The organism is Nocardioides sp. Bht2 (assembly GCF_047308515.1).
Classification (GTDB): Bacteria; Actinomycetota; Actinomycetes; order Propionibacteriales; family Nocardioidaceae; genus Nocardioides.
On record NZ_JBLBWI010000001.1, the window covers coordinates 660,331 to 682,949 of the forward strand.

Consider the following 22,619-nt stretch of genomic DNA (forward strand, 5'->3'; position numbering starts at 1 on the left):
GGGTCGATCCATGTCAGGGTCTTCCCACACCGATGCGGTGAGCAAGCTGCAACGACTGGTCCGGATTCCCACGGTCTCCTACCGTGACCCGGGCGCGATCGACCGTCGCGCGTTCGACGACTTCCACGCCGAGCTGGCCGCCTCATTCCCGCTCCTGCACCAGCACCTGGAGCGCATCGAGATCCACGACCACGCCGTGTTGTACCGCTGGCCCGGGGCCGCCGCCACCCACCCGGTGGTGCTGATGGCGCACATCGATGTGGTGCCGGTGGAGGGCGAGTGGCAGTACCCGCCGTTCAGCGCCGAGATCGCCGACGGCGCGATCTGGGGCCGCGGCACCCTGGACGACAAGGGCTCGCTGGTCGCGATCTGTGAGGCTGTCGAACGGATGCTGGCCGACGGCGTCACTCCGGCCCAGGACGTCTGGCTCTCCTTCGGCGCCGACGAGGAGGTGTCGGGCGACTCCGCACCACTCGCTGTCGCGGCGCTGCGCGAGCGCGGCGTTTCCCCGTGGTTCGTGCTCGACGAAGGCGGCGCCATCGCGCACCAGGCGTTCCCCGGGGTGAGCGCACCGATCGGCGTCGTCGGCGTCAGCGAGAAGGGCGTGACCTCGCTGGAACTGCACGCCGAGGGCCGCGGCGGCCACGCCAGCACGCCGGCCCGCAACGGTCCGACGGCACGGATCGCCCGGGCGATCACCCGGCTGGACGCAGCCCCTATGGCGCCCCACCTCCCAGAACCCACCGTGGAGCTCTTCCGCCGGATCGGGGCCGGGGTTCCCGCTCCACTCCGACCGCTCATCAGCCAAGCCACCCGAATGGGGCCACTCTTCGCCCGGGCGCTGATCGCAGCAGGCCCCGAGGCCGCCGCGCTGGTCCGCACCACCTTCGCGGTCACCACGCTCTCCGGGTCTCCGGCGCTCAACGTGATCGCGGCCAGAGCGAAGGCGGGCGTCAACATCCGGGTGATGGTCGGCGACACCGTCGACGAGGCGATCGCCCATATCCGTAAGGTGATCGCGGACGACGAGATCCGCATCGACGTCCTGGAACGGAACGAGCCCTCACCGATCTCACCGCGGGACGACGCCTTCGCGTTGATCGAGTCGACGATCAGCCGACTCTTCCCCGACGCCGTCCCTGCGCCCTACGTGATGATGGCCGCGACCGACTCCCGGTTCTTCACCGAGATCTGCGACCGGGTCTACCGGTTCGCTCCGTTCCGGATGACCAAGGAGCAGCGCGAGTCGATCCACTCCTACGACGAGCATCTCGGGGTGGACGCCTTCCTCGACGGCATCGACTGGTACCGGCGTCTACTCGAAGGCCTCCCGGCATGAGCGCGCCGACCACGCCCCGATCGGCAACCCAGCAGGGGGTGCGCAGCCTCGCCGCGATCGTCGGCTTCCTCGCCGCGGTCGAGGTGGCGAGCGGCATCCTGCAGGGCTACTACACGCCGATCTATCCGCAGATCGCCAAGCACCTCTCGATCCACGAGGGCGACGTCAACTGGTTCGAGGCCGCGCAACTCATCGTGAGCGCCCTCTGTGTGCCGATCCTGGCCCGGCTCGGCGACCTGATCGGGCACAAACCCGTGCTGCTGTTGGCAACCGCGGCCACCGCCATCGGCTCCTGGGTACTGGTCCTCTCCCCGAACTTCACCACCTTCCTGATCGGGTGGGCGATCCAAGGCGCCTACGTGGTCTGGCTTCCGTTGGAGATCGCGATCATCCATCGCCGGACCCGGAACACCGGACGCCAGCAACTCCTGACCCGACGGGGCGCGGCGGTCCTGGTCGGGGTGCTTGAACTCGCGGTGATCGTCGGCGCGCTGACCAGCGGACTGATCGTCGACAGCTGGGACATGAACCTGGTCCTGGCACTGCCCGCGATCGTGGTGACCGCGGTCTTCTTCCTGATCTGGGCAGGGATCGAGTCCGCGCCCGGTGACTCCAGTGGGGGCATCGACTGGACCGGTTTCGCCCTGATCACCACGGCTCTGGTCCTGGTGATGGCCGGTCTGGTCGTGGTCCGCGTTCAGGGCATGGACAGCGTCATGGCCTGGGCCCTGGTCGTCCTCGGCCTGCTCAGCCTGTGGCCGTTCACCCGGTACTCGCTGCGACAGCGCGAGCCGCTGGTCGACGTCCGGCTGCTGGCGAACCCGGGCCAGTGGCCGATCCAGGTGACCGCCTTCCTCTTCGGCGTCCCGGTCCTGGGTGGCCAGATCCCGCTGTCCACGTTCGCGCAGGCCGACCCCGACGCCCGGGGCTACGGCCTGGGCGCCGAGGCGGCGTTCGTCAGCACCCTGATCGGCGTCTACGTGATCACGCTGGCGATCGGCGCCTTCACGCTGCCGCTGACCACCCGATGGCTCGGCGTCCGGAACGCCCTGATGCTCGCCTGCCTCCTGGTCGCGGCCGGATACGCACTCTGGCTGCCGTTCCACGAGACGACCGCCCAGGCCCTGATCAACATGGCGATCGCCGGCGTCGGGTCGGGTGCTCTGGTCGCCGCGCTACCGGCCGCAGCGGCAGCCGCCGCGCCACCGCAACGGACCGGCTTCGCCACCGGAATGACCAACGCCACCAAGACGGTCGGCGGCGCCATCGCCTCGGCGATCTTCGCGATCGCTCTGGCCGGCCCGGGCATCGAGGGCAGCGACGAGGCCACCGCACCGCTCTCGGGCTACCTCACGGTGTGGGCGGTCTGCGCCGGTGCCGCGCTCCTGGCCGCCGTCGCGTTGGCGTTGGCACCGCGCGACGGCTTCGTGGTCCGCGAGGAGTTGGAGGCCGAGCTCAGCCCTGCTCCACCTCAGGCCTGAGCCCGAAGGCGGTGCCGACCTCCACCGCGCGCCGGTACCCCGCGTCGCGGTGCCGGAGCACGCCCATCGCCGGGTCGTTGGTGAGCACCCGCTCCAGCTTCTGGGCCGCCAACTCGGTGCCGTCGGCGACACAGACCTGACCGGCATGGATCGATCGACCCATGCCGACCCCGCCGCCGTGGTGGATGGAGACCCAACTCGCCCCGGACGCCGTGTTCACCAGAGCGTTCAGCAGCGGCCAGTCGGCGATCGCGTCCGATCCATCGGCCATCGACTCGGTCTCCCGATAGGGGGACGCCACCGAACCACAGTCCAGGTGGTCGCGCCCGATCACGATCGGAGCCTTGAGTACGCCGTCGCGGACCATCTCGTTGAACTTCAGCCCGGCCAGGTGCCGTTCGCCGAGGCCGAGCCAGCAGATCCGGGCCGGCAGGCCCTGGAACTCGACCCGCTCCTGCGCCATCGTGATCCAGGTGCGGAGCCGTTCGTTCTCGGGGAAGAGTTCCAGCACCGCGGCATCGGTCGCGGCGATGTCGGCCGGGTCGCCGGAGAGCGCGGCCCAACGGAACGGCCCCTTCCCCTCGCAGAAGAGCGGACGGATGTAGGCCGGCACGAAGCCCGGGAAGTCGAAGGCCCGCTGGTAGCCGCCCTTGCGGGCCTCGTCGCGGATCGAGTTGCCGTAGTCGAAGACCTCGGCACCCCGGTCGGCGAAGCCCACCATCGCCTCGACATGCGCCGCCATCGAGGCACGCGCCTGCTCGGTGAACCACTCCGGGTCCCGCGCCGCGCTGGCCCGCCAATCCGCGAACTCGATCCCGACCGGCAGATAGGAGAGCGGGTCGTGGGCTGAGGTCTGGTCGGTGACGATGTCGATCGGCGCCTCCTGTGCGAGCAACCGGGGCAGCAGCTCGGCAGCGTTGCCGAGCACCCCGATCGAGAGCGGACGCCGTTCGTCACGCGCCGCCACCGCCAACTCCAGCGCATGGTCGAGCGAGGTCGCCTGGACGTCGAGGTACCGGTGCGCGATCCGGCGTTCGATCCGGCTCTGGTCGACCTCGATACAGATCACCACACCGCCGTTCATGGTCACCGCCAGTGGTTGCGCGCCGCCCATCCCACCCAGTCCGGCGGTGAGCGTGATGGTCCCGGCCAACGTGCCGTGCGCGTCGGTGATCGAGCCGTGCCCGTCGGTGATCGATCCGCGGCCCCCGGTGATCGTGCCGTGCCCGTCGGTACTCGAGCCGCCCCCGTCGGTGATCGAGCTTGTCGAGATCTTGTCCGCCACCGCAGCGAAGGTCTCGAACGTGCCCTGCAGAATGCCCTGGGTGCCGATGTAGATCCACGAGCCGGCAGTCATCTGGCCGTACATGGTGAGCCCGGCCTGCTCGAGGCGGCGGAACTCCTCCCAGTTCGCCCAATCCCCCACCAGGTTGGAGTTCGCGATCAGCACCCGCGGCGCCCACTCATGGGTGCGGAGCACCCCGATCGGCTTGCCGGACTGCACCAACAACGTCTCGTCGTCGGCCAACTCGGTGAGCTCCGCGACCAGTGCGTCGTAGGCCTCCCAGTTCCGCGCCGCCTTCCCGGTGCCGCCGTAGACGACCAACTCCTCGGGCCGTTCGGCCACCTGGGGGTCGAGGTTGTTGCGCAGCATCCGCAGCGCCGCCTCGGTCTGCCAGGAGCGCGCGGTCAACGCGGTGCCGTGCGCGGCATGGATGGGTAGGCGGGGGTTCGTCATTGCAGCTCTCCGATCGCATCGACGACGGCGCGCAGGACCGCGCCGCTCTGAACCTGGTGGTGCACCCGGTCGATCTCCGGCGAGAGATGCCGGTCCGGCCCGGGGCGGCCGGCGTCCACCGTGCCGAGGAGATCCACCACCGCGGCTGAGGCAGGCGACGGGATCAAGGGCGCTCGCAACTGCAGCGCCCGCGCGGCGGCCAGCAGCTCGATGCTCAGCACCCGGCTCAACCCATCGACGGCACGACGCAACTTGCGGCCCGCGGACCACCCCATCGAGACGTGGTCCTCCTGCATGGCACTGGACGGGATGGAGTCGACCGATGCGGGCACGGCGAGCCGCTTGAGCTCGCTGACGATCGAGGCCTGCGTGTACTGCGCGATCATCAGGCCGGAGTCGACTCCGGGGTCGTCGGCCAGGAAAGGCGGCAGACCGTGGTTGCGGGCGACGTCCAGGAAACGGTCGGTGCGGCGCTCGGCGATCGAGGCGACATCGGCGATCGCGATCGCGAGGAAGTCCAGGACGTAGGCGACCGGCGCTCCGTGGAAGTTGCCGTTCGACTCGACCCGGCCGGCGTCGGGAAGGACGACGGGGTTGTCGATGGCGCTGGCCAGCTCGCGTTCGGCGACGGCGAGGGCATGGGCGACGGTGTCGCGGGCGGCGCCGTGCACCTGCGGCGAGCAGCGCAGGGAGTAGGCGTCCTGGACCCGGTTGCAGTCCGGGCCGCGGTGCGAGGCGACGACGCCCGAGTCGGCGAGGAGCCGGACCAGGTTCGCGGCACTCGCGGCCTGACCCGGGTGCGGTCGCAGCGCTTGCAGCTCGGCGGCGAAGACCCGGTCGGTGCCGAGCTGGGCCTCGACCGACATCGCGGCCGTGATGTCCGCGACCTGGAGCAGTCGGCGCAGGTCGTGGATCGCGAGGACCAGCATCGCCAGCATGCCGTCCGTGCCGTTGATCAGGGCCAGCCCCTCCTTGGCTGCCAGCTCGACCGGCGTCAGGCCTGCCGAAGCCAGAGCCTCCGCGGCGGGTTGACGCCGCCCGTCGGCGTCGCGGACCTCGCCCTCGCCGAGCAGCGCCAGGGCGCAGTGCGCCAGCGGGGCGAGGTCACCCGAGCAGCCCAGCGACCCGTACTCGTGCACGATCGGGGTGATCCGGGCGCTGAGCAGAGCCGCCATCAGCTGCGCCGTCCGGTCGCGGATGCCGGTATGCCCGGTGGCGAGCGTCGAGAGCCGTAGCAGCATCAGGCCGCGAACCACCTCGGTCTCCACCTCAGGGCCGGAGCCCGCGGCGTGCGACCGCACCAGCGACTGCTGCAATCTGGTCCGCATCTCGGGCGCGATGTGCCGGGTCGCCAGGGCCCCGAACCCGGTCGAGATCCCGTAGGCGGGCGTCTCCCCCTGGGCCAGCTCCTCGACCACCGCGCGAGCGCGCGCGATCGCACTCAACGCCTCGTCGCTCAGCCGGACCGCTGCTCCGTCGCGAGCCACCGCGACCAGCTCCGCCAACGAGACCGGCCCGGTCCCGACAACGACGGTCTCAGCCCCCGCAGAAGAAAGATGCTCACTCATACCCCCAGCCTGCGCCGCGCATCACGCCCCGACCAGAGCCACCGCCCCCGCTTCTGTCTCAGATCCGAGACCCCCGAACCGTCACCAATACGCGCCGAGCCGTCAGGCAGATGCACCGAACCGTCAACTCCAGGCGAGGAGATGACGGTTCGGCGCGGTTGCCTGACGGTTCGGCGCGGTTGCCTGACGGTTCGGGTCAGGCGGGGGTGAGCTGGCCGTCGACGTCGTCCACGTCGTCCACGATCTCGGCGGCTTCGTTGCGGCGGGAGGTGATCTCCTGGCGGACGGCCCAGTAGATGCCGGCGACCCAGGCGAGGAAGAGGCCACCGACGCTCCACCAGGTCGCCGCCTCCGAGGCGCCGAGGGCGAGCAGCAGGGTACGGGCGTTGGTCACCACGATCAGACCACCGGCCGCGACGCCGAGCACCCGAGCGGGCAGGATCCGAACCAGGTAGGCGGCGATCGGGGCGGCGATCACACCACCACCGAGCAGCGCGACGACGATCGCCCAGTCGATCCCCGACGAGCCCAGCGCCAGCAGGAAGCCGAGCGAACCACCGACCGCCACGACGAACTCCGAGGTGTCGATCGAGCCGATCACCTTGCGCGGCTCAAGGCGCCCCGACGAAAGCAGAGTGGTGGTCCCGACCGGGCCCCAGCCGCCGCCACCGATCGCGTCGAGCGCGCCACCGAAGAGGCCCATCGGCGCCAGGAACCGAGCGGTCGGGCGGCCCTTGAACTGCGGACGCCGCCCACCCAGGATCAAGAACCGCCAGATCACATAACCGCCGAGGGCCAGCAGGATCAGCGCCACCCACGGCTTCGCGGAGTCGCCGTCGATGTTGACCAGGAAGGTGGCTCCGGCGAAAGCGCCGACGAAGCCGGGGACGGCGAGGATGCCGACGGTCCGCCAGTCGACGTTGCCGAACTTGGCGTGCGAGATGCCGGAGACCAGCGAGGTGCCGATCTCGGAGAAGTGGACGGCGGCCGATGCGGCGGCGGGCGCGATGCCGGCGGCCAGCAGCAGGGTCGAGGAGGTGACGCCATAGGCCATGCCGAGGGAGCCGTCGATCAGCTGGGCCAACAGCCCCACGAATCCGAGAACCAGCAACTTGCGCACTTTCCGAGCCCTTCTGCCGCCTGAACCACCGATAGGTTCTGCTTATATAGTGGTTTAGTAAACATTAGTGCCTTAATCAACGCAAGTCACTTCGTGCGGACGGCGTCCAAACGGCCTGATCCCGCCACCGCGGCGACCACCGCCACGCCTGCACAGACGCCGGCGATCCCCGCGAAGGCACCCCACGGCACCGTCAACGCCACCTCGTCGAGGCCCTCGGTCATCGGCGCCCGGAGGAGCCAACCGGTGACCCCGGTGATAAGCGCCCCCAACAACAGCGCCGCTCCGGAGACGATCAACGCCTCCAGCACCACGAGACGGCGGACCTGGTCCGCCGTCGCCCCGACCAGTCGCAATGCCGCGAACTCGCGGCGCCGCTGCACGCTGCCGAGCAGCAGCGTGTTCGCGATCGCCAGCGCCGAGTAGACCCCGGTGGGACCGAGCACCGCCCACAATCCGACCGCATTCTGCGAACGCATCGCGTCGTCCTGTGCCGCGATCCAGTCGTCGCGTACCTGCAACGCGCCGGCCCGGTCCGACCAGCTCTGCCGGATCTGCGCGACCGGTTCGATGGAGTCGATGAACCAGGTCCCGGTGTACTGGGCGTCGTGCGCCCGCCCCACGGCCGGCCCGACCGCGAACTCGCCGATCAGATTGGCGGCGTCCTCGTAGATCGCGACCACCCGCATCCGGACGCGGTCGCCGTCGCCGAACTCCACCGGCACCTTGCTGCCCACCTTGAGCCCGTTGTCCCAGGCCGTCGACCGGCTGACCGCGATCTCCTTGCTGGAAAGGCGGTCCAACTCCCCACGACGCACCTCGATCCCGCGCAGCGCCGTCGAAACCTGCAGGTCGATCACGTCCAACTCGGTCTCGTAGGCCTCATCGCGGTCGCCCACCCGGGCGCCGATCAACTGTCGCGGATCACGGATCAACCCGTCGACCTCGCCGAGACGCGCCACCTGGTCCGCGTTCGAGGTGGTCACCACCAGCGGCGCAGCGAGCCGCTGCCGGGTCACCCCCTCCTCCCAGTCCGCAGCGAAGGAGAGGGCCAGCACCACCGAACCCGCGATCGCCGACAGTGCCAGCACCGGCGCAGCCAATGACGTGGTCCGACGTGCCCGTACCGCCACGTTCTCCCGCGCCACCGCAACGAGCGGGCGATGCCGGAACAGCATGGTCAGCGCCCGGACCAGCAGCGGCAGCAGGACCGGGCCCAGGCAGACCAGACCGATCACCATCACCTCGGGCACGAAGATCGCCAACATCAGTGCCAGGACAGGGTTCCCCGCCCGGATGAAGGCCAGCATCGCGACTCCACCCGCGAGGAAGAGCGCGCCCATCACGATCCGCACCACGCCGACACCGCGACCGATCTCGTCGGCCTCGCGCAGGGCGGCGCCGGGCGTCGTCCGGGCCGCGCGACGCGCCGCACCCCGTGCCCCCAGGAAGGCCACGACGATCCCGATCGGCGCGGCGACAAGGAACGGCCAGGCCAGGGACGGCGTCGGCAGACCTCCCGGGGCCAAGCCCTTTTCCACCATCAACCAACTCGCCGCCGGGAAGCTGAGGATCGCCAATCCGCAACCCAGCAAGGACGCTGCGGTCGCCACCACCAGGGTCTCCAGCCGGATCATCCGGCGGACCTGCCGCGGGGTCGCTCCGACCAGACGGAGCAGACCGAGCTCACGTGCCCTCGCCGCGACCACGAAGCTGCTGGTACTGGAGACCACGAAGATCGCCATGAAGCCGGCGAACCCCGCCATCACTCCCAGCAACGAGTTGGTGTCGGTCAATGCCGTGCGGATCTCCTCGTCGCCGGGGCCGAGCTTCGCCAGGTAGACCTCCGTCGAAGCGATCAGCATCACCACCAGACCGATCAGCCAGACCCCCAGACCGATCGCGGCCACACTGCCCAGGTGCCGCCCGCGATCATGGCGCGCGGTCTGCGCCGCAACGCGGATCATGCCGGCTCCAGCTGGTTCATCGCAGCGGAGATCCGGTCCGCATCGGAACGCGGCAGCATCCCGACCAACTGGCCGTCGGCCAAGAAGAGCACCTGGTCGGCGTAGGAGGCTGCGGTCGGGTCGTGGGTCACCATCACCACCGTGACGCCGTCCTCGTCGACGGTACGCCGCAGCAGATCCAGCACCATCCGTCCGGTGCCGCGGTCCAGCGCCCCGGTGGGCTCGTCGGCGAAGAGGACCCGCGGTCGGGTCAGCATCGCGCGCGCCAACGCCACCCGCTGCTGCTGACCACCCGAGAGCTCGCCGGGACGACGACGCGCGTGGTCGCCGAGCCCGACCCGTGCCAACGCACCCCGTACCTCCGACCCGCGCGGACGGCGTCCGGCCAGCCGCAAGGGCAACGCCACGTTGTCGGCGACGCTCAACCCGGGCAGCAGGTTGTAGGCCTGGAAGACGAAACCGACCTGGTCGCGGCGGAGCATCGTGCGCTGTTTCTCGTCCAGGGCCGCCAACTGGTGACCGGCCAACCAGACCTGGCCTCCGTCGGGCGCCTCCAGACCGGCGGCACACTGCAACAGCGTCGACTTGCCCGAACCGGAAGGCCCCATCACCGCCGTGAAGGTGCCGGCTCCGAAGGTGTGGCTCACGCCGCGCAAGGCATCAACCCTGCCCTCGCCGCTGCCGTGGCGCCGCGCCACCTCATGAAGCACCACCGGTGCTTGATCGTTGATCGTCATGGTTCGAGCCAACCGCGGATCCCGGCCCCGCGCGCTGGCTCAGACGCCCGGCCGAAGGTAGCGCGTGCGCTACCCCGCACCCGTCAGTTCCTGCCTACTCTTGACCGCGTGGAACCCGACGACGCCTGGCGCGCCCTACGCCGTGGCCCCCTGCAGCTGGCGCGCAGCACCTGGGCGCTGCGCTCGTGGTGGTACCTCGTGGGCAGCAGTCTGCTCGGCCTGGTGGCGCTGGTCGGCTCCCTCACCCTGGTGATCGTCGGCATGCTGACAGCGCCGGTGCTGCTCGGCATCCCACTGCTCTTCGCCCTGCCCCTGATCGCCGTTGCTGTCGCGCATTGCGAGCGCCGACGTCTACCGCTCCTGCAACCGGGACAGCCGGTCCCGCCCGATCCGCGCGGCCTGCCCCGGGGCCCGATGAGCTGGTGGCGTAACCGCGCGAGCTACCGCCCCACCGCCCGCGAGGTCGGTTTCACGGTGATGCTGGCCAGCGCCGGCTGGCTGCTGGACCTGGTCCTGGCGGCCAACTTCGCGGTCCTGCTCGTCGCCTCGGCGCTCTCCCCGGTGATCGCCCACTTCGACTCGGTGGTCGTGCTAGGGCCGTGGCAGCTCGACAGCACGCTGGAGGCGTTGCCGTTCGCGGCGATCGCGGTCCCGGTGATCTGGATCGTCGGCGGCTATCTGCTGACCGCGTTGGCCGCCGCGCAGGCCTCGCTGACCAGGCTGTTGCTGACCACCCCCGATGCCGAGCTCGCCCGCCGGGTCGGCGAACTCCGCGCCTCGCGCCTCGAACTGGTCGACGCCTTCGAGGTGGAGCGCAAACGGATCGAGCGCGATCTCCATGACGGCGTGCAACAGCGCCTGGTGGCGCTCTCCATGACGTTGGGGCAGGCCGAGCTCGACATCGGCGATGGCCCCGGTATGGACGCCTTGGCGCGGGCCCAGGACCAGGTCCGCGAGGCGCTGGCCGAGTTGCGGGCCACCATCCGCGGCATCCATCCCCGTGTCCTGATCGATCTCGGACTGGAGGCCGCTGTCCGCGAGATCGCCGATCGGGCACCACAGCCGGCGACCGTTCACATCGAGGCACCACGAGCCGCGGCCGGTGCCGAGGCCGCCGCCTACTTCGTGGTCAGCGAGGCCCTCACCAACGTGGCCCGGCATGCCGAGGCCGAGCTGGTGCAGATCACCGGCGCCACCGAGGGCGAGTGGCTCACCCTGGTCGTACAGGACGACGGCGTCGGCGGCGCAGATCCCAACCAGGGCAGCGGATTGGTCGGGTTGCAGCACCGGCTCGACGCGCTCGGTGGCACCCTGGAGATCGACAGCCCGACCGGCGGGCCGACGACGGTAAGGATGCGATGCCCGTGGCCGACGCCCTGAGCAGACCGTTGCGGATCGTCGTCGCCGAGGACTTCGCGCTGCTACGCGAAGGCCTGGTCGGCATCGTGGAGCGCGCCGGACATACCGTGCTCGCCGCCGTCGACACGGCCGAAGCGCTGCTCGCCTATGTCCGCCACGACCTGCCCGATGTGGTGATCACCGACGTCCGGATGCCACCCGGCCACTCCGACGAAGGCCTACGCGCGGCGGCAGCGATCCGCGCCGAGCATCCCGGGGTCGCGATCCTGGTCCTCAGTCAGTATGTGGCGGACGCCTACCTGGACGCCCTGTTGGAAGCCGACGGTCCCGGCGGAACGGGCTACCTACTGAAGGAACGGGTCGGCCATGTCCGCGAGTTCCTCGACTCGCTGCACCGGGTCGCTGACGGCGGCCTGGTGGTGGACCCGGACGTGGTGCGACAACTGCTCACCCGGCGTCGCGACGCGGGCCCGCTCGGCTCCCTCACCGACCGGGAACGCGAGGTGCTCTCGCTGATGGCCGAAGGCCGCACCAACTCCTCGATCGCCGAGGCGCTGGTGGTCAGCGAGGCGGCGGTCCGCAAGCACGTCGGCAACATCTTCGCGAAGCTGGACCTCGCGCACGACAGCGATCGCAGGGTCTCCGCCGTGTTGGCCTGGCTACGAGGCTGAGCGCTGACCGGCGGCGACGCCGTCCCGCCGGACGCCCTGCGGCAGTCCTCTCCATGCTCGTTCGACGCGTGTCAGAATCCGCTATGGCGAACGACAGAATCACCGTCCGACACTCGTGGCTTGCCGCCGGTTTCAACTTGATCGCTGCGTTGGTGGTCTTCTTCGCAATGCCGGTCCACACCGGCCAGAGCCTGCCCCGGCTGGTCGCCAACCTCGTGCTGACCATCGTCGCGGTCACCCTCGTCGCCCTGGTCCTCTTTCGCGAGGTTGCTCGCAGCGACTCCGAAGCGAAGCTCAGCATCCTCAACCTTGTTCTCCTGTTGGAGATCGTGCTGATCGCGTTCTCGTTCATCTACTTCGCGGTGGCGAACAACTCGGCCGGGCAGTTCACCGGTCTGGAGACCCGACTGGATGCGCTCTACTTCACCCTGACCACCACAACGACAACCGGATACGGCGATGTGCATCCGACCGGCCAAGCAGCGCGCGCAGTGGTCTCGGCGCACATGGCATTCAACCTGGTCTTCATCGCCGCGGTCGGTTCCGCGTTGCGCCGGAACTTCTACAGCCGCAAGGAGAGCTGAGGCTCGGCGTCACTAGTCGAGCGAGACGTCGCCGACGATCAGGGTTCGGCACGCACCGCCGACCCAGATCACGCCGTCAGCATCGGTACTCACCTGCACCCGGCCATCGCGCCCCAGCACGGTGCCCTGGCGAACGAGATAGCTCGCGGGGAGCTCGCCACTGCGCGTGAGCCAGACAGCGAAGCCGGCATTGAGGCTTCCGGTCACCGGGTCCTCGAACGAACCCAGGTCCGGGTAGAGCGCCCGCACCTCGAAGTCGGCCGGGCCACCAGCGGGATGCGGCCCGATCATGCCGACCTTGTGGTCGCCGAGCGCGGCGGCGTCTGGGAGCACCCCCAACACGTCGTCAGCGCTGCGCAGCCGGAGACCGATCCAGCCCGGCCCGTTGTCGACCCAGTTGGCACTGACCACCTGATCGGCGACCAGGCCGAGCGCCGCGCACACCTCGGCCAGGACGGCGTCGTCCACCGGACCGGAGCGCAGTAGTTCGGGTGCGGCGAACGCCAACCCCTCGCCCTGGTGGCGCACCTCCACCAGGCCGATCCCACACTCCTGGACGACAACACCCTCGGTCGCCGGAACACCGCCGTTCTCCAACCAGGCATGGGCGCTGCCCAGCGTCGGGTGTCCGGCGAACGGAAGCTCGCCGCCGGGCGTGAAGATCCGCAGGCGATAGTCGGCCTCGGCCACCGTCGGTGCCAACAGGAAGGTGGTCTCGGACAGGTTCGTCCAGCGCGCGAAGGCGGCCATCTGGTCGTCGCTGAGACCGTCGGCGTCATGGACGACCGCGACCGGGTTTCCGCTCAGCGGTGCGGGCGCGAAGACATCGACCTGACGGAAGCTGCGTGGGCTCATACCTCCATCCTGCCCGGATACCCGTAGCCGGCCTGGAACGGTCTGCGAGAGTAAGGGCATGATCGCCGCAACCAAGCGCATTGCACTGGAGATCCTCGGGTGGCTTCTGGTGTTGGCCGGAATCGCCGCCCTGGTCCTGCCGGGGCCGGGTCTGTTGATGCTCTTCGGTGGTCTGGCGATCCTGTCGCAGCAGTACGAGTGGGCCGAGCGGCGCCTCGACCCGATCAAGTTCCGCGCCCTACGCGGCGCCGCCGAGGGCGTGGAGACCTGGCCCCGGATCATCATGTCCACCACGGGCGCACTGATCCTGATGGCCTGCGGCGTGGTCTGGATCGTGCGGCCCGACATGCCGAGTTGGTGGTGGTTCTCCGAGACCTGGTGGCTGCCCGGCGGAATCGCCACCGGGACCACGCAGATCGTCTCCGGAATCGTCGCGATCGCGCTGATCGTCTACTCGTTCCGACGGTTCCACGGCAAGCCGGAGGCGGTCGCCGCACTCTCCAAGGAGATCGAGCGCGCGGACGAGATCTTCCACGAGGACTGACCAAATAACGAGACGAACCGTCTCGAAATATGACACTCGTGATTCACTGTCAGCATGACCGGCAGTGGACCCACCCCCGCGCGCCGCTGGTCGATCCTGATGGCGGGCACCGTCGCACAGACCACCTCCGCCTTCACGATCCACGGCGCCCCCTTCCTGATCCCCGCACTCCGCAACGAAGGCATGAGCCTGACGACAGCAGCCTCAGTAGCTGCCGCGCCGACGCTCGGGGTGATGGTGGCGCTGATGCTCTGGGGCGTGCTGACCGACCGCCGCGGCGAGCGCTTCGTGCTGATCGCCGGCCTAGCCACCACCGCCGCGGCCGGCGGCGCTGCAGTCGCCGCGCGATTCATCGCACCCGACCGACCCCTCGCCCTGGCCGCCGCCCTCTTCGCTGCCGGCGCCTGCGCCGCCAGCACATCGGCCGCCAGTGGTCGGGTCGCCGTCGGCTGGTTCCCACCGGACCGACGTGGCCTGGCGATGGGGATCCGGCAGACCTCGCAGCCACTCGGCGTCGGCCTGGCCGCGATCTCCTTGGCGGTGACCGCTCAGCACTGGGGTGTCGCCTGGGCGCTGACCGTTCCGGTGATCGCGTCCGCGATCGCACTGGTACTGGTGGGCGCTGTGGTGATCGACCCGCCGAGGAACGCCGCTGCGGCCGCAGAGACGGCCAACCCCTACCGGGGTGACAGCTACCTGAGCCGGGTCCACCAGGTCGCGGTGCTGTTGGTGGTGCCGCAGTTCTTGGTCTGGACCTTCGCCCTGGTCTGGCTGGTCGAGGAACGACACTGGTCACCGGCGGCCGCGGGCACCTTGGTCGCTGCCACCCAAGTGGCCGGCGCCGTGACCCGGATCGCCGCCGGCCACCTCTCCGACCGGGTCGGTAGCCGGATGCGGCCGACCCGCTGGATCGCGATCGCGGGCATCGCCGTGCTGTTACTGCTCGGCGCCACCTCGGGGCTGGGTTGGGGCGTCGCGGTCGCCGCACTGTTGGCGGCCTCGATGATCACCGTCGCCGACAACGGGCTGGCCTTCGCCGCCGTCGCGGAACGGGCCGGCCCGCGCTGGTCGGGCCGCTCGATGGGCCTGCACAACACCGCACAGTTCCTGGCCGCCTCCGCGGTTCCGCCGGCAGCCGGTGTTGCGATCACCCACCTGGGCTTTGCGGCCGTGTTCGCGGCGTCGGCACTCTTCCCCGCCGTCGCGCTGGCGTTGGTCCCCGTCCACGAAGAACACCCCCTGTCCTAGCCGTTGGGCTGGGACAAGGGGTGTCGTTCGACGACGTAGAGCCGGCGGCGTCAGGCCGAGACCGGGGCGAAGATGATCCCGTCGGGGTCGTCGATCGCGGTGGCCTGGCCCCGGGCGACCAGCACCTCGAGGTGCGCCTTCGTCTCCATCGCGGCCATCCCCTGGCTGAACACGTCAAGGGTGTCGAAGGCGTGCTCGTGGCGGGTCCAACCGAGGTCACGAGCGACCACCAGCGACGTCGCCCGACCACGGGAGCGCACCGAGGCGAGGCACTGGTCGAGACGATCCTCGTGGTGCGCCAACAGTTCGTCGACACGGGCATAGGTGGACGGCGCGACCGGGCCGTGCGCCGGGAGGATCCGCAGATCGGGCAGGCCGCGAACCTTCGCCAAGGAGGCCATGAACTGCGACAGCGGCTGGTCGGCCGGCGGCACCGTGAAGCCGATCGACGGCGTGATCGTCGGCAGGACGTGGTCGCCCGAGAACATCACGCCCTCGGCGCGGTCGGCGAAGACATAGTGGCCCGGGGTGTGACCGGGCGTGTGGACCGCGTCGATGGTGCGCGGGCCGACGGCGATGTCGTGGTCCCCCTCGAGCCAGACGTCCGGCATCGCCCAGTGCGTCAGGTCAGGCAGCTCGCCGTCGTTGCCGGCATCCCACTTCTCGGCGATCTCGGCCGCACCGGCGGTCCGCATCACGGCGAAGAAGGGCGACTGAGTGAGCTCTGCGGCGTTCTGCAGGAGCTCGAGCGCCGGACGCTCCTCGATACCCAACGAGACCTTGGCGCCGAACTCGCCACCGAGGACAGCGGCCATCGTGTAGTGGTCGCGGTGCACATGGGTGACCAGGAACTGCTTGATGTCGCCGAAGCCAGAGCCGATCGAACGGAGTGAAGTGTCCAGGAGTTCACGCGCCTGCGGGATCGCCCACCCGCCGTCGATCAGGGTCAGCCCGGAGTCGCCCTCGATCACATAGACGTTGATCGCCTTGAGCGCATCCATCGGTAGCGGCAACGGAATCCGGTAGATCCCGTCGGCAACCTTCCAGGCTCCCTCGTCGGCCCAGTGCACGCCGGAATCCGGCGAGATGGCATGTCCCGTTGCTACTCCTCCAGTGGTCACCCTTGACACTCTACGAACTCGCGGCGGTTTCGGGCCGGATGTCTCGGCCTGTGGCACTCGGTGTCGAGTTTTGTTCTCCGACCAAGCGGCACCGAGTGCCACGGCCGGCACCATTGCCCCGAAACCGGCGGAACCTGTTTGCTGGTGCCATGAGTCAGGTCCCGGCCGCCACCCGCACCTTGCGGGTGCTGCGTTTCCTCGCCGCCCAACCGGGACCGGTGCCGCTGGACCGGATCGCCCGCTCCTGCGACCTGCCACGCAGCAGCGCCTACCACCTGATCACCGCCATGGTCGCCGAAGGATTCGTCGTCCATCTCCCCGACGAGCAGCGCTACGGGCTGGGCGTCGCCGCCTTCGAGGTCGGCAGTGGGTTCGCCCGGCACGCGCCGTTGGCCAGAGTCGCCCGGCGCGGACTCGCCGAACTCGTCGACGCCACCGGGGAGTCGGCCCAACTCGCGGTACTGCTCGGGGGCGACGTCCTGTACATCCTGCAGGACCGGGCGCCCGGGCGTCCCCCGCTGGTCACCGACGTCGGCGTCCGGCTCCCCGCCTACCTGACGGCGAGCGGACGGGCGATCCTGGCCGCGCTGCCCCCGGCCCAGGTACGGGCGCTCTACCCGGACCGCTCCCTGTTCGTGGCACGCAATGGGATCGGGCCGCAGTCACTGAGCGGTCTGCGCACCGTGCTCAGCGAGACCCGGGCCCGCGGTTTCGCCACCGAGGACGGCGAGGTGACACCCGGTTATGCCAGCGTCGCCGCCGCCGTCCTGGACCACAACGACTACCCGGTCGCCGGCCTCGCCCTGACCTTCACCCGGAGCGCGGAACCGATCAGCCGGCACGCCGACGGCGTCCGTCGCGCGGCCGCCCTGCTGAGTGATCGGCTGGCCGGGCGGAGCAAGCCTGCCGAGTGACCTGACACCGAGTGCCTCGTTGAGGGTTTCATGCGGAATCGCTCCCTGCGCCACCTGATGCTCTCGATCGTGCTCTCGATCGCCCTGCTGGCGACCGCCCTGGTCGCCTCGCCGTGGCGGATGACGGGCGGCGATACGCTGCGCGACATCTACGAGGCGCAGAGCAAGGAGGTCGCTGCCGAGGCGCTGGGGCTCGCCCTCGACGGCCACAACCACCGGCACGACGATCCCGCCACCAAGAACACGATCACCCGGGCCGGGGAGACCGAGGGCACCGCCGACCCGACGACGGCGGTCGCGGCGCGGCGCAACACCTCATACGCGGCATCGCAGCGCAAGCTCCGCGACCCGAAGCTGACCCGGACGTCGCTGCGTTCGGCTCGGAAGACCATCCCGGAGAACCGTTACGCCGTGGCCGGCGGCTGCTACCGACTCGGGAACACCGCCACCCGGTTCCAGGCGACCGATCTCGGGATCAACCTGCTCTACAGCCCGCAGCGCACCTTCCTGACCGCCAGCGGCAACAACACCGCCAGCTGGGCCGCGAAGCCGTCGGCCAGCGCCGAGTGGAGCACCCGCAGGTCCAGCAAGGGCTTCGCCTTCGTCACCGGCACCGACACCTGGCTCCGGTATGCGGGCGGCACCTTCAGCACCGGTGCCGAGCCGACCTTCTTCGCGCTGCGCACCACCACCGGCTGCGCCGTCTACCCCGAGGTCGACACCAACGTCTCCGGTAACCCGCACGCCGGCGTCAGCTCGTTCCAGGAGGTGCGCGGCTACATCGACCCGCACGTGCACGGGATGTCCTTCGAGTTCCTCGGCGGCGAGGTGCACTGTGGCCGCCCGTGGCACAAGTACGGAGCGCCGTACGCGCTCCCCGACTGCAGCGACCTGAGCCAGCAGGGCACCAAGGGCGGCGTCCTCGACCTCGCTCTCAGCGGCGGCACCCGCGACCCGATCGGCTGGCCGACCTTCAAGGGCTGGCCGAAGCCGGACGCACTGACCCACGAGGGCGTCTACTACAAGTGGCTGGAGCGCGCCTGGCGCGGTGGCCAGCGGATCATGGTGAACCTGCTGGTGGAGAACGGCCAGCTCTGCAACCTCTATCCCGCGAAACGCAACTCCTGCAACGACATGGACTCCGCGCGCCTGCAGGCGAAACGGATGCGCGAACTGGAGCGGTATATCGACGCCCAGTACGGCGGCCCCGGCAAGGGTTGGTACCGGATCGTCACCGACCCGTTCCAAGCCCGCAAGGTGATCAACCAGGGCAAGCTCGCGATCATCATGGGTGTCGAGGTCAGCATCCCGTTCGGTTGCACCATGAAGCTCGACATCGCCGCCTGCGACATCAAGCAGATCCGCAGTGGGCTCAACGAGTTGTATGGCCTCGGGGTGCGGCAGATGGAGTTGGTGAACAAGTTCGACAACGCCTTGGCCGGCGTCGCCGGCGACGAGGGTGGTATCGGCCCCCTGGTGAACCTCGCCAACTTCCTGGAGACCGGCAGCTTCTGGTCGATGGGCGCCTGTGACCCGAAGGCCGGCGACTCCACCGACAAGGCACAACTCGGCGTACCGGACCTGACCGGCGGCCAAGCCCAGGACGCACTCTTCGGTGCCGTCGCCAAACTCGGCCTCTCCCTACCTGCGCTGCCGATCTATCCGAGCGGTTCGCACTGCAACCGGCGTGGCCTGACCGACCTCGGCGTCAACGTGCTGGAGCAGATGGTCGGCAAGAAGATGCTGATCGACCCGGACCACATGAGCGTGAAGGCCCGGACCGCGACGCTCGACCTGTTGGAGCGCAAGCGGTACTCCGGCGTGGTCTCCTCGCACTCCTGGTCGACCCCGGACGCCTACCCGCGGATCTACAACATGGGTGGGTTCGTGGCTCCGATGGCCGGCGACGCGACCGGCTTCGTGGAGAAGTGGAAGCGGCACCTGACCTGGGCCAACAAGCGGTACTACTTCGGCTTCGGCTTCGGCGCCGACATCAACGGCCTGGCCCAACAGGCGATGCCGCGCGGCGCCAAGGTGAAGAACAAGGTGACCTACCCGGTGACCGGGTTCAACGGCGTCCGGGTGGACCGGCAGCGCAGCGGCTCGCGGCAGTTCGACATCAACACGGACGGCGTCGCGCACTACGGGCTCTACCCCGACTGGATCGCCGACCTCACCAAGGTCAGCGGCAGCACCGCGATCAACGACGACATGATCCGCGGCGCCGAGGCCTATCTGCAGACGTGGGAGCGGGCCCACGGCGTCCGCGCCGACTCGTGCCGCAACCCGGAGCTCCGCAAGCCGCTCAAGAAGGTCCGTAAGCTGCTGAAGCGCGGGATGACCACCAACGCGGTGATGACCGCCGTCGGCCAGCCCTACGAGCGCCTGGGCACCAGCTACACCTTCTGCGCCAAGAAGCCGGTCCGCAACCGTGCCGGCAAGGTGGTGCGTTGGAAGAAGGTCACCGTAGCGGCCAACTTCACGAAGCGCGGCAAGCTCCGCACCGTCCGCGGCTGAGAGCAAATCCGTGCACAGGGTGTCCTGAACCCAGGCACACTCTTCGAACTGTCGGAGGCATCGGCGAAGCTCGGAGCATGTCAGCCCCCGACCTCGACGCGACGACCACCGGCAGCCTCCGTGCTCTGCTGGCGGGCGGGAGCTTGTCCGTTCTGCTCGGAGCGGGTGCCTCCATGACCGTCGGGCTACCCGACTGGGAGACGCTGGCTGTCAATCTGCTCTGTCGGAGCAACGTGATCGATGACCCGAGCGTGGCGCGTGCGTTCCTCCGCGGCCAGGATCCAATGCTGGCCGTCGAGGCAGCCCGTGCAGCCGTGGGCGACGACGCGTGGCCCGCACTGCTCCATTCCGCTCTCTACGCAGAGCACACCGAGGTGTTTCCTTCTGCTCTCCACCGAGCCGTCGCACGCCTCGCCGCAGAGCGAACTCCCGGCTCTACCCGTCTCTTCACCTTGAATTTCGACACACTCCTCGAAGAGGCCGTTGCCGCCGCTCTCCAGGAGGAGGGCCGCAAAGAGCGTCCGTACACGCGAGCGAGCGCAACTCCTCGCGGAGACGCAGACAGCGTCGAGGTCCACCATCTGCACGGGGCCATCGCGCGTGACGCCGACGCGCCAGCCACCGACGTCATCCTCGGTCTTTCCGATTTCGTGGGCCTCTCCACCAAGTCCTGGCAGTTCGGAGAGCTCCAGCAGGCGTTGCAGCGCGGGCCCCTCATCCTCGTCGGAACCTCCTACCGAGACCCAGACATGCGTGAATGGATCTTCAACCTCACTCGGGATCATCCCGGAGCGCGGGTGATGGCCCTGCTGTCACGAGCCGGTATGGGTCTCTCACGAACTCAGTTCACCCACGTGAAGGGGGCACTCCAACAACAGTGGCGCTCCGTCGGAATCGAGCCGATTCTGCTTCACGATCACTCGGACTCAGCGCAGGCCATCCGGGAGCTCTCCTACGAGGAAGCCAGCGACTACCGCCCTCCCCAGGTGAGGGCATCAAGTCTCTGGGCCAGGCTCTGTCAGGACTTCGAGAGAGCCCAGAGGCTGCACTCAGATGCTCTGGAAGGCGACCGACGACGCCTCGCTGCGGCCCTTGGCGCGGACGCCAATCTGACGCTCTGGATTGCCAATGGTGCTGGCGAGTTGGTGCGTTGGGCTGGGCCCGATCGGCTCTACAAGGATCCCGCCCACCTGAAACGCATTCCCGCAAACTTCGACAGTCCTTGGATCGCCGGAGAATGCCTCGCCGTCGACGACGTGGTTGCCCGAGAGCCGGTCGATGACCCGGACTCAACTCGGCGCTGGCGGTCCGTTGTCGCGTCACCCATCACCGTCGCGGTGCCCGGAGGCCCTCCTTTTGCCACGGCGGTGCTTTCGTCGGCCACGCCCAGTCTGTTGCGCGACCACGACCTCGACAGTTGGTTCGAAGTCCTCGCGGGTCTCGCCAACGACTGGTCAGCGCGGCTCGAGGTGACCGACGCCATCAAGTCCCAGGTGTAGCGTAAGAGCAACGGAAGGAGTGTCCTTGTGAAGTCCACCGCCAAGACCTCGGTTCAGCAGATGTCGAACGGCACCTGGCGCGTCGGCTCAGCGGTGAGTCGCAGCGCCATCACGGGCCGGTTCGTTACCTCCTCCTCCCGCAAGCCCTCCGCGCCGACGAAGAGCACGACAGAGGCAAGCAAGAAGTAGCTGACGGCGTTCAGCAGACCTCAGCTGGGGCCTTGGACACCACAGTCTGCGGTTTGCGCTCGACAGTGATGACCACGGCTACTGCGATCACGATCAGGCTGCCGCCGAACAGCATGATCGCGGTGACCGGTTCGTCGAGGATCAGCGCACCGAGGATCACCGCGACCACCGGGTTCACGTAGGCGTAGGTGGCGACCAGCGAGATCGGGGCGTTGTGCAGCAGCCAGACGTAGGCGGTGTAGCCCACCATCGACCCGAAGAGCACCAGGTAGATCCAGGCCACCCAGGCATCGGTCGGATGCCCGGTCAACCCGGTCCGCTCTCCGCGAATCAGCCCGAAGCCGAGCAGGAGAACGCCGCCGACGATCATCTCGTGGGCGGTGGCGACCAAGGGGTCGGTCGGCATCGTGAGCCGGGGCTGGTACCAGGAGCCGAAGGACCAGAACGCTGCCGCGACCAGGACCAGCACCGTCGCACCGAGCGGGATATCCGCACCCGAACCGCCGCCGGTCAACGCCAGCAGCCCGACGCCGGCGAGGCCGACCACGACTCCGATCAACGCGACGGCGCCCGGACGGCTTCCGGTGACCGCGCGCAAGAGCATGATGTTGAGCGGCACGGTCGCGATCAGCAGCGCCGTCACCCCGGACGGCGCACCGCGGCTCTCACCGAGGGCGACCAGGCCGTTGCCCAGCACCGGGAGCATCAAGCCGAGGAAGGCGCAGCCCACCCACTCCGCGAAGCTCACCCGGAGTCGACGCAGGCCGCCGCGCAACGCGAGCAGGCCGGCGAGCAGCAGCCCCGCCGTCAGGAACCGCGACCCCATCCCCAGCAGCGGCGGCACGTCCTCGACGACGACCCGGATCCCGAGATAGGTAGACCCCCAGATCACGTAGACCAGCAGGAGCGCGATCGCAACCGCGAGTGGGGCCGCGGTCTGTGCGGCAGGTCGTGCTTTGTCGGGGGCCACAGTCACTGTTCCAGGGTCTCAGCAGCCCCCGGCAGAAAGCGCGCGATTTTCGGACAACCAACCACGATCAGAGGTCAGCGACAACCACAGTTACTCACCGGTAGGATGCAAGTCACCCTTGCCTAACCTGACGGCCGAACGGCCTGGGCAATAGGCTCGGAGTAGGTATGTCTCCGCCTGACTCATGAGGAGTTGGAC

19 protein-coding genes are annotated in these 22,619 nt (G+C 69.2%); 11 read left to right on the plus strand and 8 right to left on the minus strand.

Going from position 1 to position 22,619, the window contains the following annotated elements:
* Positions 1-10 precede the first annotated feature (10 nt).
* Both ACLM5J_RS03170 and ACLM5J_RS03175 read left to right on the plus strand, forming a co-directional pair.
* On the plus strand, positions 11-1,339 hold the full coding sequence (locus ACLM5J_RS03170) for a M20/M25/M40 family metallo-hydrolase (protein ID WP_413654560.1): 1,329 nt from the start codon (positions 11-13) through the stop codon (positions 1,337-1,339).
* On the plus strand, positions 1,336-2,820 hold the full coding sequence (locus ACLM5J_RS03175; protein ID WP_413654561.1) for an MFS transporter: 1,485 nt from the start codon (positions 1,336-1,338) through the stop codon (positions 2,818-2,820). Before ACLM5J_RS03170 ends, ACLM5J_RS03175 begins: the two co-directional genes overlap by 4 nt.
* On the opposite strand, the gene ACLM5J_RS03180 is transcribed toward ACLM5J_RS03175, so the two are convergent.
* From ACLM5J_RS03180 to ACLM5J_RS03200, 5 genes are all read right to left on the minus strand, one after another.
* Positions 2,795-4,558: a urocanate hydratase gene (locus ACLM5J_RS03180; protein WP_413654562.1), complete on the minus strand. Its 1,764-nt coding sequence runs from the start codon at positions 4,556-4,558 to the stop codon at positions 2,795-2,797. The genes ACLM5J_RS03175 and ACLM5J_RS03180 overlap by 26 nt on opposite strands.
* Complete coding sequence (hutH, locus tag ACLM5J_RS03185) at positions 4,555-6,126, minus strand: histidine ammonia-lyase (RefSeq protein ID WP_413654564.1); 1,572 nt, start codon at positions 6,124-6,126, stop codon at positions 4,555-4,557. The genes ACLM5J_RS03180 and hutH overlap by 4 nt, the downstream gene beginning before the upstream one ends.
* Positions 6,127-6,322: 196 nt before the next feature.
* On the minus strand, positions 6,323-7,246 hold the full coding sequence (locus tag ACLM5J_RS03190; RefSeq protein WP_413654565.1) for a sulfite exporter TauE/SafE family protein: 924 nt from the start codon (positions 7,244-7,246) through the stop codon (positions 6,323-6,325).
* Between the two features lie 86 nt (positions 7,247-7,332).
* Positions 7,333-9,213 carry an FtsX-like permease family protein gene (locus ACLM5J_RS03195; RefSeq protein WP_413654567.1) on the minus strand — a complete coding sequence of 627 codons (1,881 nt, stop codon included), beginning with the start codon at positions 9,211-9,213 and terminating at the stop codon, positions 7,333-7,335.
* Positions 9,210-9,950: an ABC transporter ATP-binding protein gene (locus tag ACLM5J_RS03200; protein WP_413654569.1), complete on the minus strand. Its 741-nt coding sequence runs from the start codon at positions 9,948-9,950 to the stop codon at positions 9,210-9,212. Before ACLM5J_RS03200 ends, ACLM5J_RS03195 begins: the two co-directional genes overlap by 4 nt.
* Before the next feature lie 108 nt (positions 9,951-10,058).
* Here ACLM5J_RS03200 and ACLM5J_RS03205 point away from each other — a divergent pair, with 108 nt between their 5' ends.
* From ACLM5J_RS03205 to ACLM5J_RS03215, 3 genes are all read left to right on the plus strand, one after another.
* Positions 10,059-11,330 (plus strand): sensor histidine kinase, encoded by a 1,272-nt coding sequence (locus tag ACLM5J_RS03205; protein WP_413654571.1) that lies wholly within the window; start codon positions 10,059-10,061, stop codon positions 11,328-11,330.
* A complete protein-coding gene (locus ACLM5J_RS03210) occupies positions 11,309-11,980 on the plus strand; it encodes a LuxR C-terminal-related transcriptional regulator (protein ID WP_413654572.1) in 672 nt (223 codons plus the stop codon). Before ACLM5J_RS03205 ends, ACLM5J_RS03210 begins: the two co-directional genes overlap by 22 nt.
* 83 nt (positions 11,981-12,063) lie before the next feature.
* Entirely contained in the window at positions 12,064-12,564 is a 501-nt protein-coding gene (locus ACLM5J_RS03215; protein WP_413654574.1) for an ion channel, read from the plus strand.
* 12 nt (positions 12,565-12,576) lie between these two features.
* Here the strand turns inward: ACLM5J_RS03215 and ACLM5J_RS03220 are convergent, their stop codons facing one another.
* Positions 12,577-13,419, minus strand: a complete 843-nt coding sequence (locus ACLM5J_RS03220) for a PhzF family phenazine biosynthesis protein (protein ID WP_413654575.1) — start codon at positions 13,417-13,419, stop codon at positions 12,577-12,579.
* A 58-nt stretch (positions 13,420-13,477) separates the two neighbouring features.
* Here ACLM5J_RS03220 and ACLM5J_RS03225 point away from each other — a divergent pair, with 58 nt between their 5' ends.
* Together ACLM5J_RS03225 and ACLM5J_RS03230 are read left to right on the plus strand one after the other, a co-directional pair.
* Positions 13,478-13,963, plus strand: a complete 486-nt coding sequence (locus ACLM5J_RS03225) for a PGPGW domain-containing protein (protein WP_413654577.1) — start codon at positions 13,478-13,480, stop codon at positions 13,961-13,963.
* A gap of 54 nt (positions 13,964-14,017) precedes the next feature.
* Positions 14,018-15,211 carry an MFS transporter gene (locus tag ACLM5J_RS03230; RefSeq protein WP_413654578.1) on the plus strand — a complete coding sequence of 398 codons (1,194 nt, stop codon included), beginning with the start codon at positions 14,018-14,020 and terminating at the stop codon, positions 15,209-15,211.
* A gap of 50 nt (positions 15,212-15,261) precedes the next feature.
* On the opposite strand, the gene ACLM5J_RS03235 is transcribed toward ACLM5J_RS03230, so the two are convergent.
* On the minus strand, positions 15,262-16,332 hold the full coding sequence (locus ACLM5J_RS03235; protein WP_413654580.1) for an MBL fold metallo-hydrolase: 1,071 nt from the start codon (positions 16,330-16,332) through the stop codon (positions 15,262-15,264).
* A gap of 149 nt (positions 16,333-16,481) precedes the next feature.
* Here ACLM5J_RS03235 and ACLM5J_RS03240 point away from each other — a divergent pair, with 149 nt between their 5' ends.
* The 4 genes from ACLM5J_RS03240 to ACLM5J_RS03255 all read left to right on the plus strand — a co-directional run bounded on the left by ACLM5J_RS03240 (position 16,482) and on the right by ACLM5J_RS03255 (position 21,451).
* Positions 16,482-17,246, plus strand: coding sequence for an IclR family transcriptional regulator (locus tag ACLM5J_RS03240; RefSeq protein WP_413654581.1), 765 nt, complete (start codon positions 16,482-16,484; stop codon positions 17,244-17,246).
* A gap of 30 nt (positions 17,247-17,276) precedes the next feature.
* Positions 17,277-19,763 carry a hypothetical protein gene (locus tag ACLM5J_RS03245; protein WP_413654582.1) on the plus strand — a complete coding sequence of 829 codons (2,487 nt, stop codon included), beginning with the start codon at positions 17,277-17,279 and terminating at the stop codon, positions 19,761-19,763.
* 77 nt (positions 19,764-19,840) lie between these two features.
* A complete protein-coding gene (locus tag ACLM5J_RS03250) occupies positions 19,841-21,262 on the plus strand; it encodes an SIR2 family protein (RefSeq protein WP_413654583.1) in 1,422 nt (473 codons plus the stop codon).
* A 27-nt stretch (positions 21,263-21,289) separates the two neighbouring features.
* Positions 21,290-21,451 carry a hypothetical protein gene (locus ACLM5J_RS03255; RefSeq protein WP_413654584.1) on the plus strand — a complete coding sequence of 54 codons (162 nt, stop codon included), beginning with the start codon at positions 21,290-21,292 and terminating at the stop codon, positions 21,449-21,451.
* Positions 21,452-21,461: 10 nt separating this feature from the next.
* Here ACLM5J_RS03255 and ACLM5J_RS03260 read toward each other — a convergent pair whose 3' ends face one another.
* Positions 21,462-22,427: an EamA family transporter gene (locus ACLM5J_RS03260; RefSeq protein ID WP_413654585.1), complete on the minus strand. Its 966-nt coding sequence runs from the start codon at positions 22,425-22,427 to the stop codon at positions 21,462-21,464.
* Between the last annotated feature and the right edge of the window lie 192 nt (positions 22,428-22,619).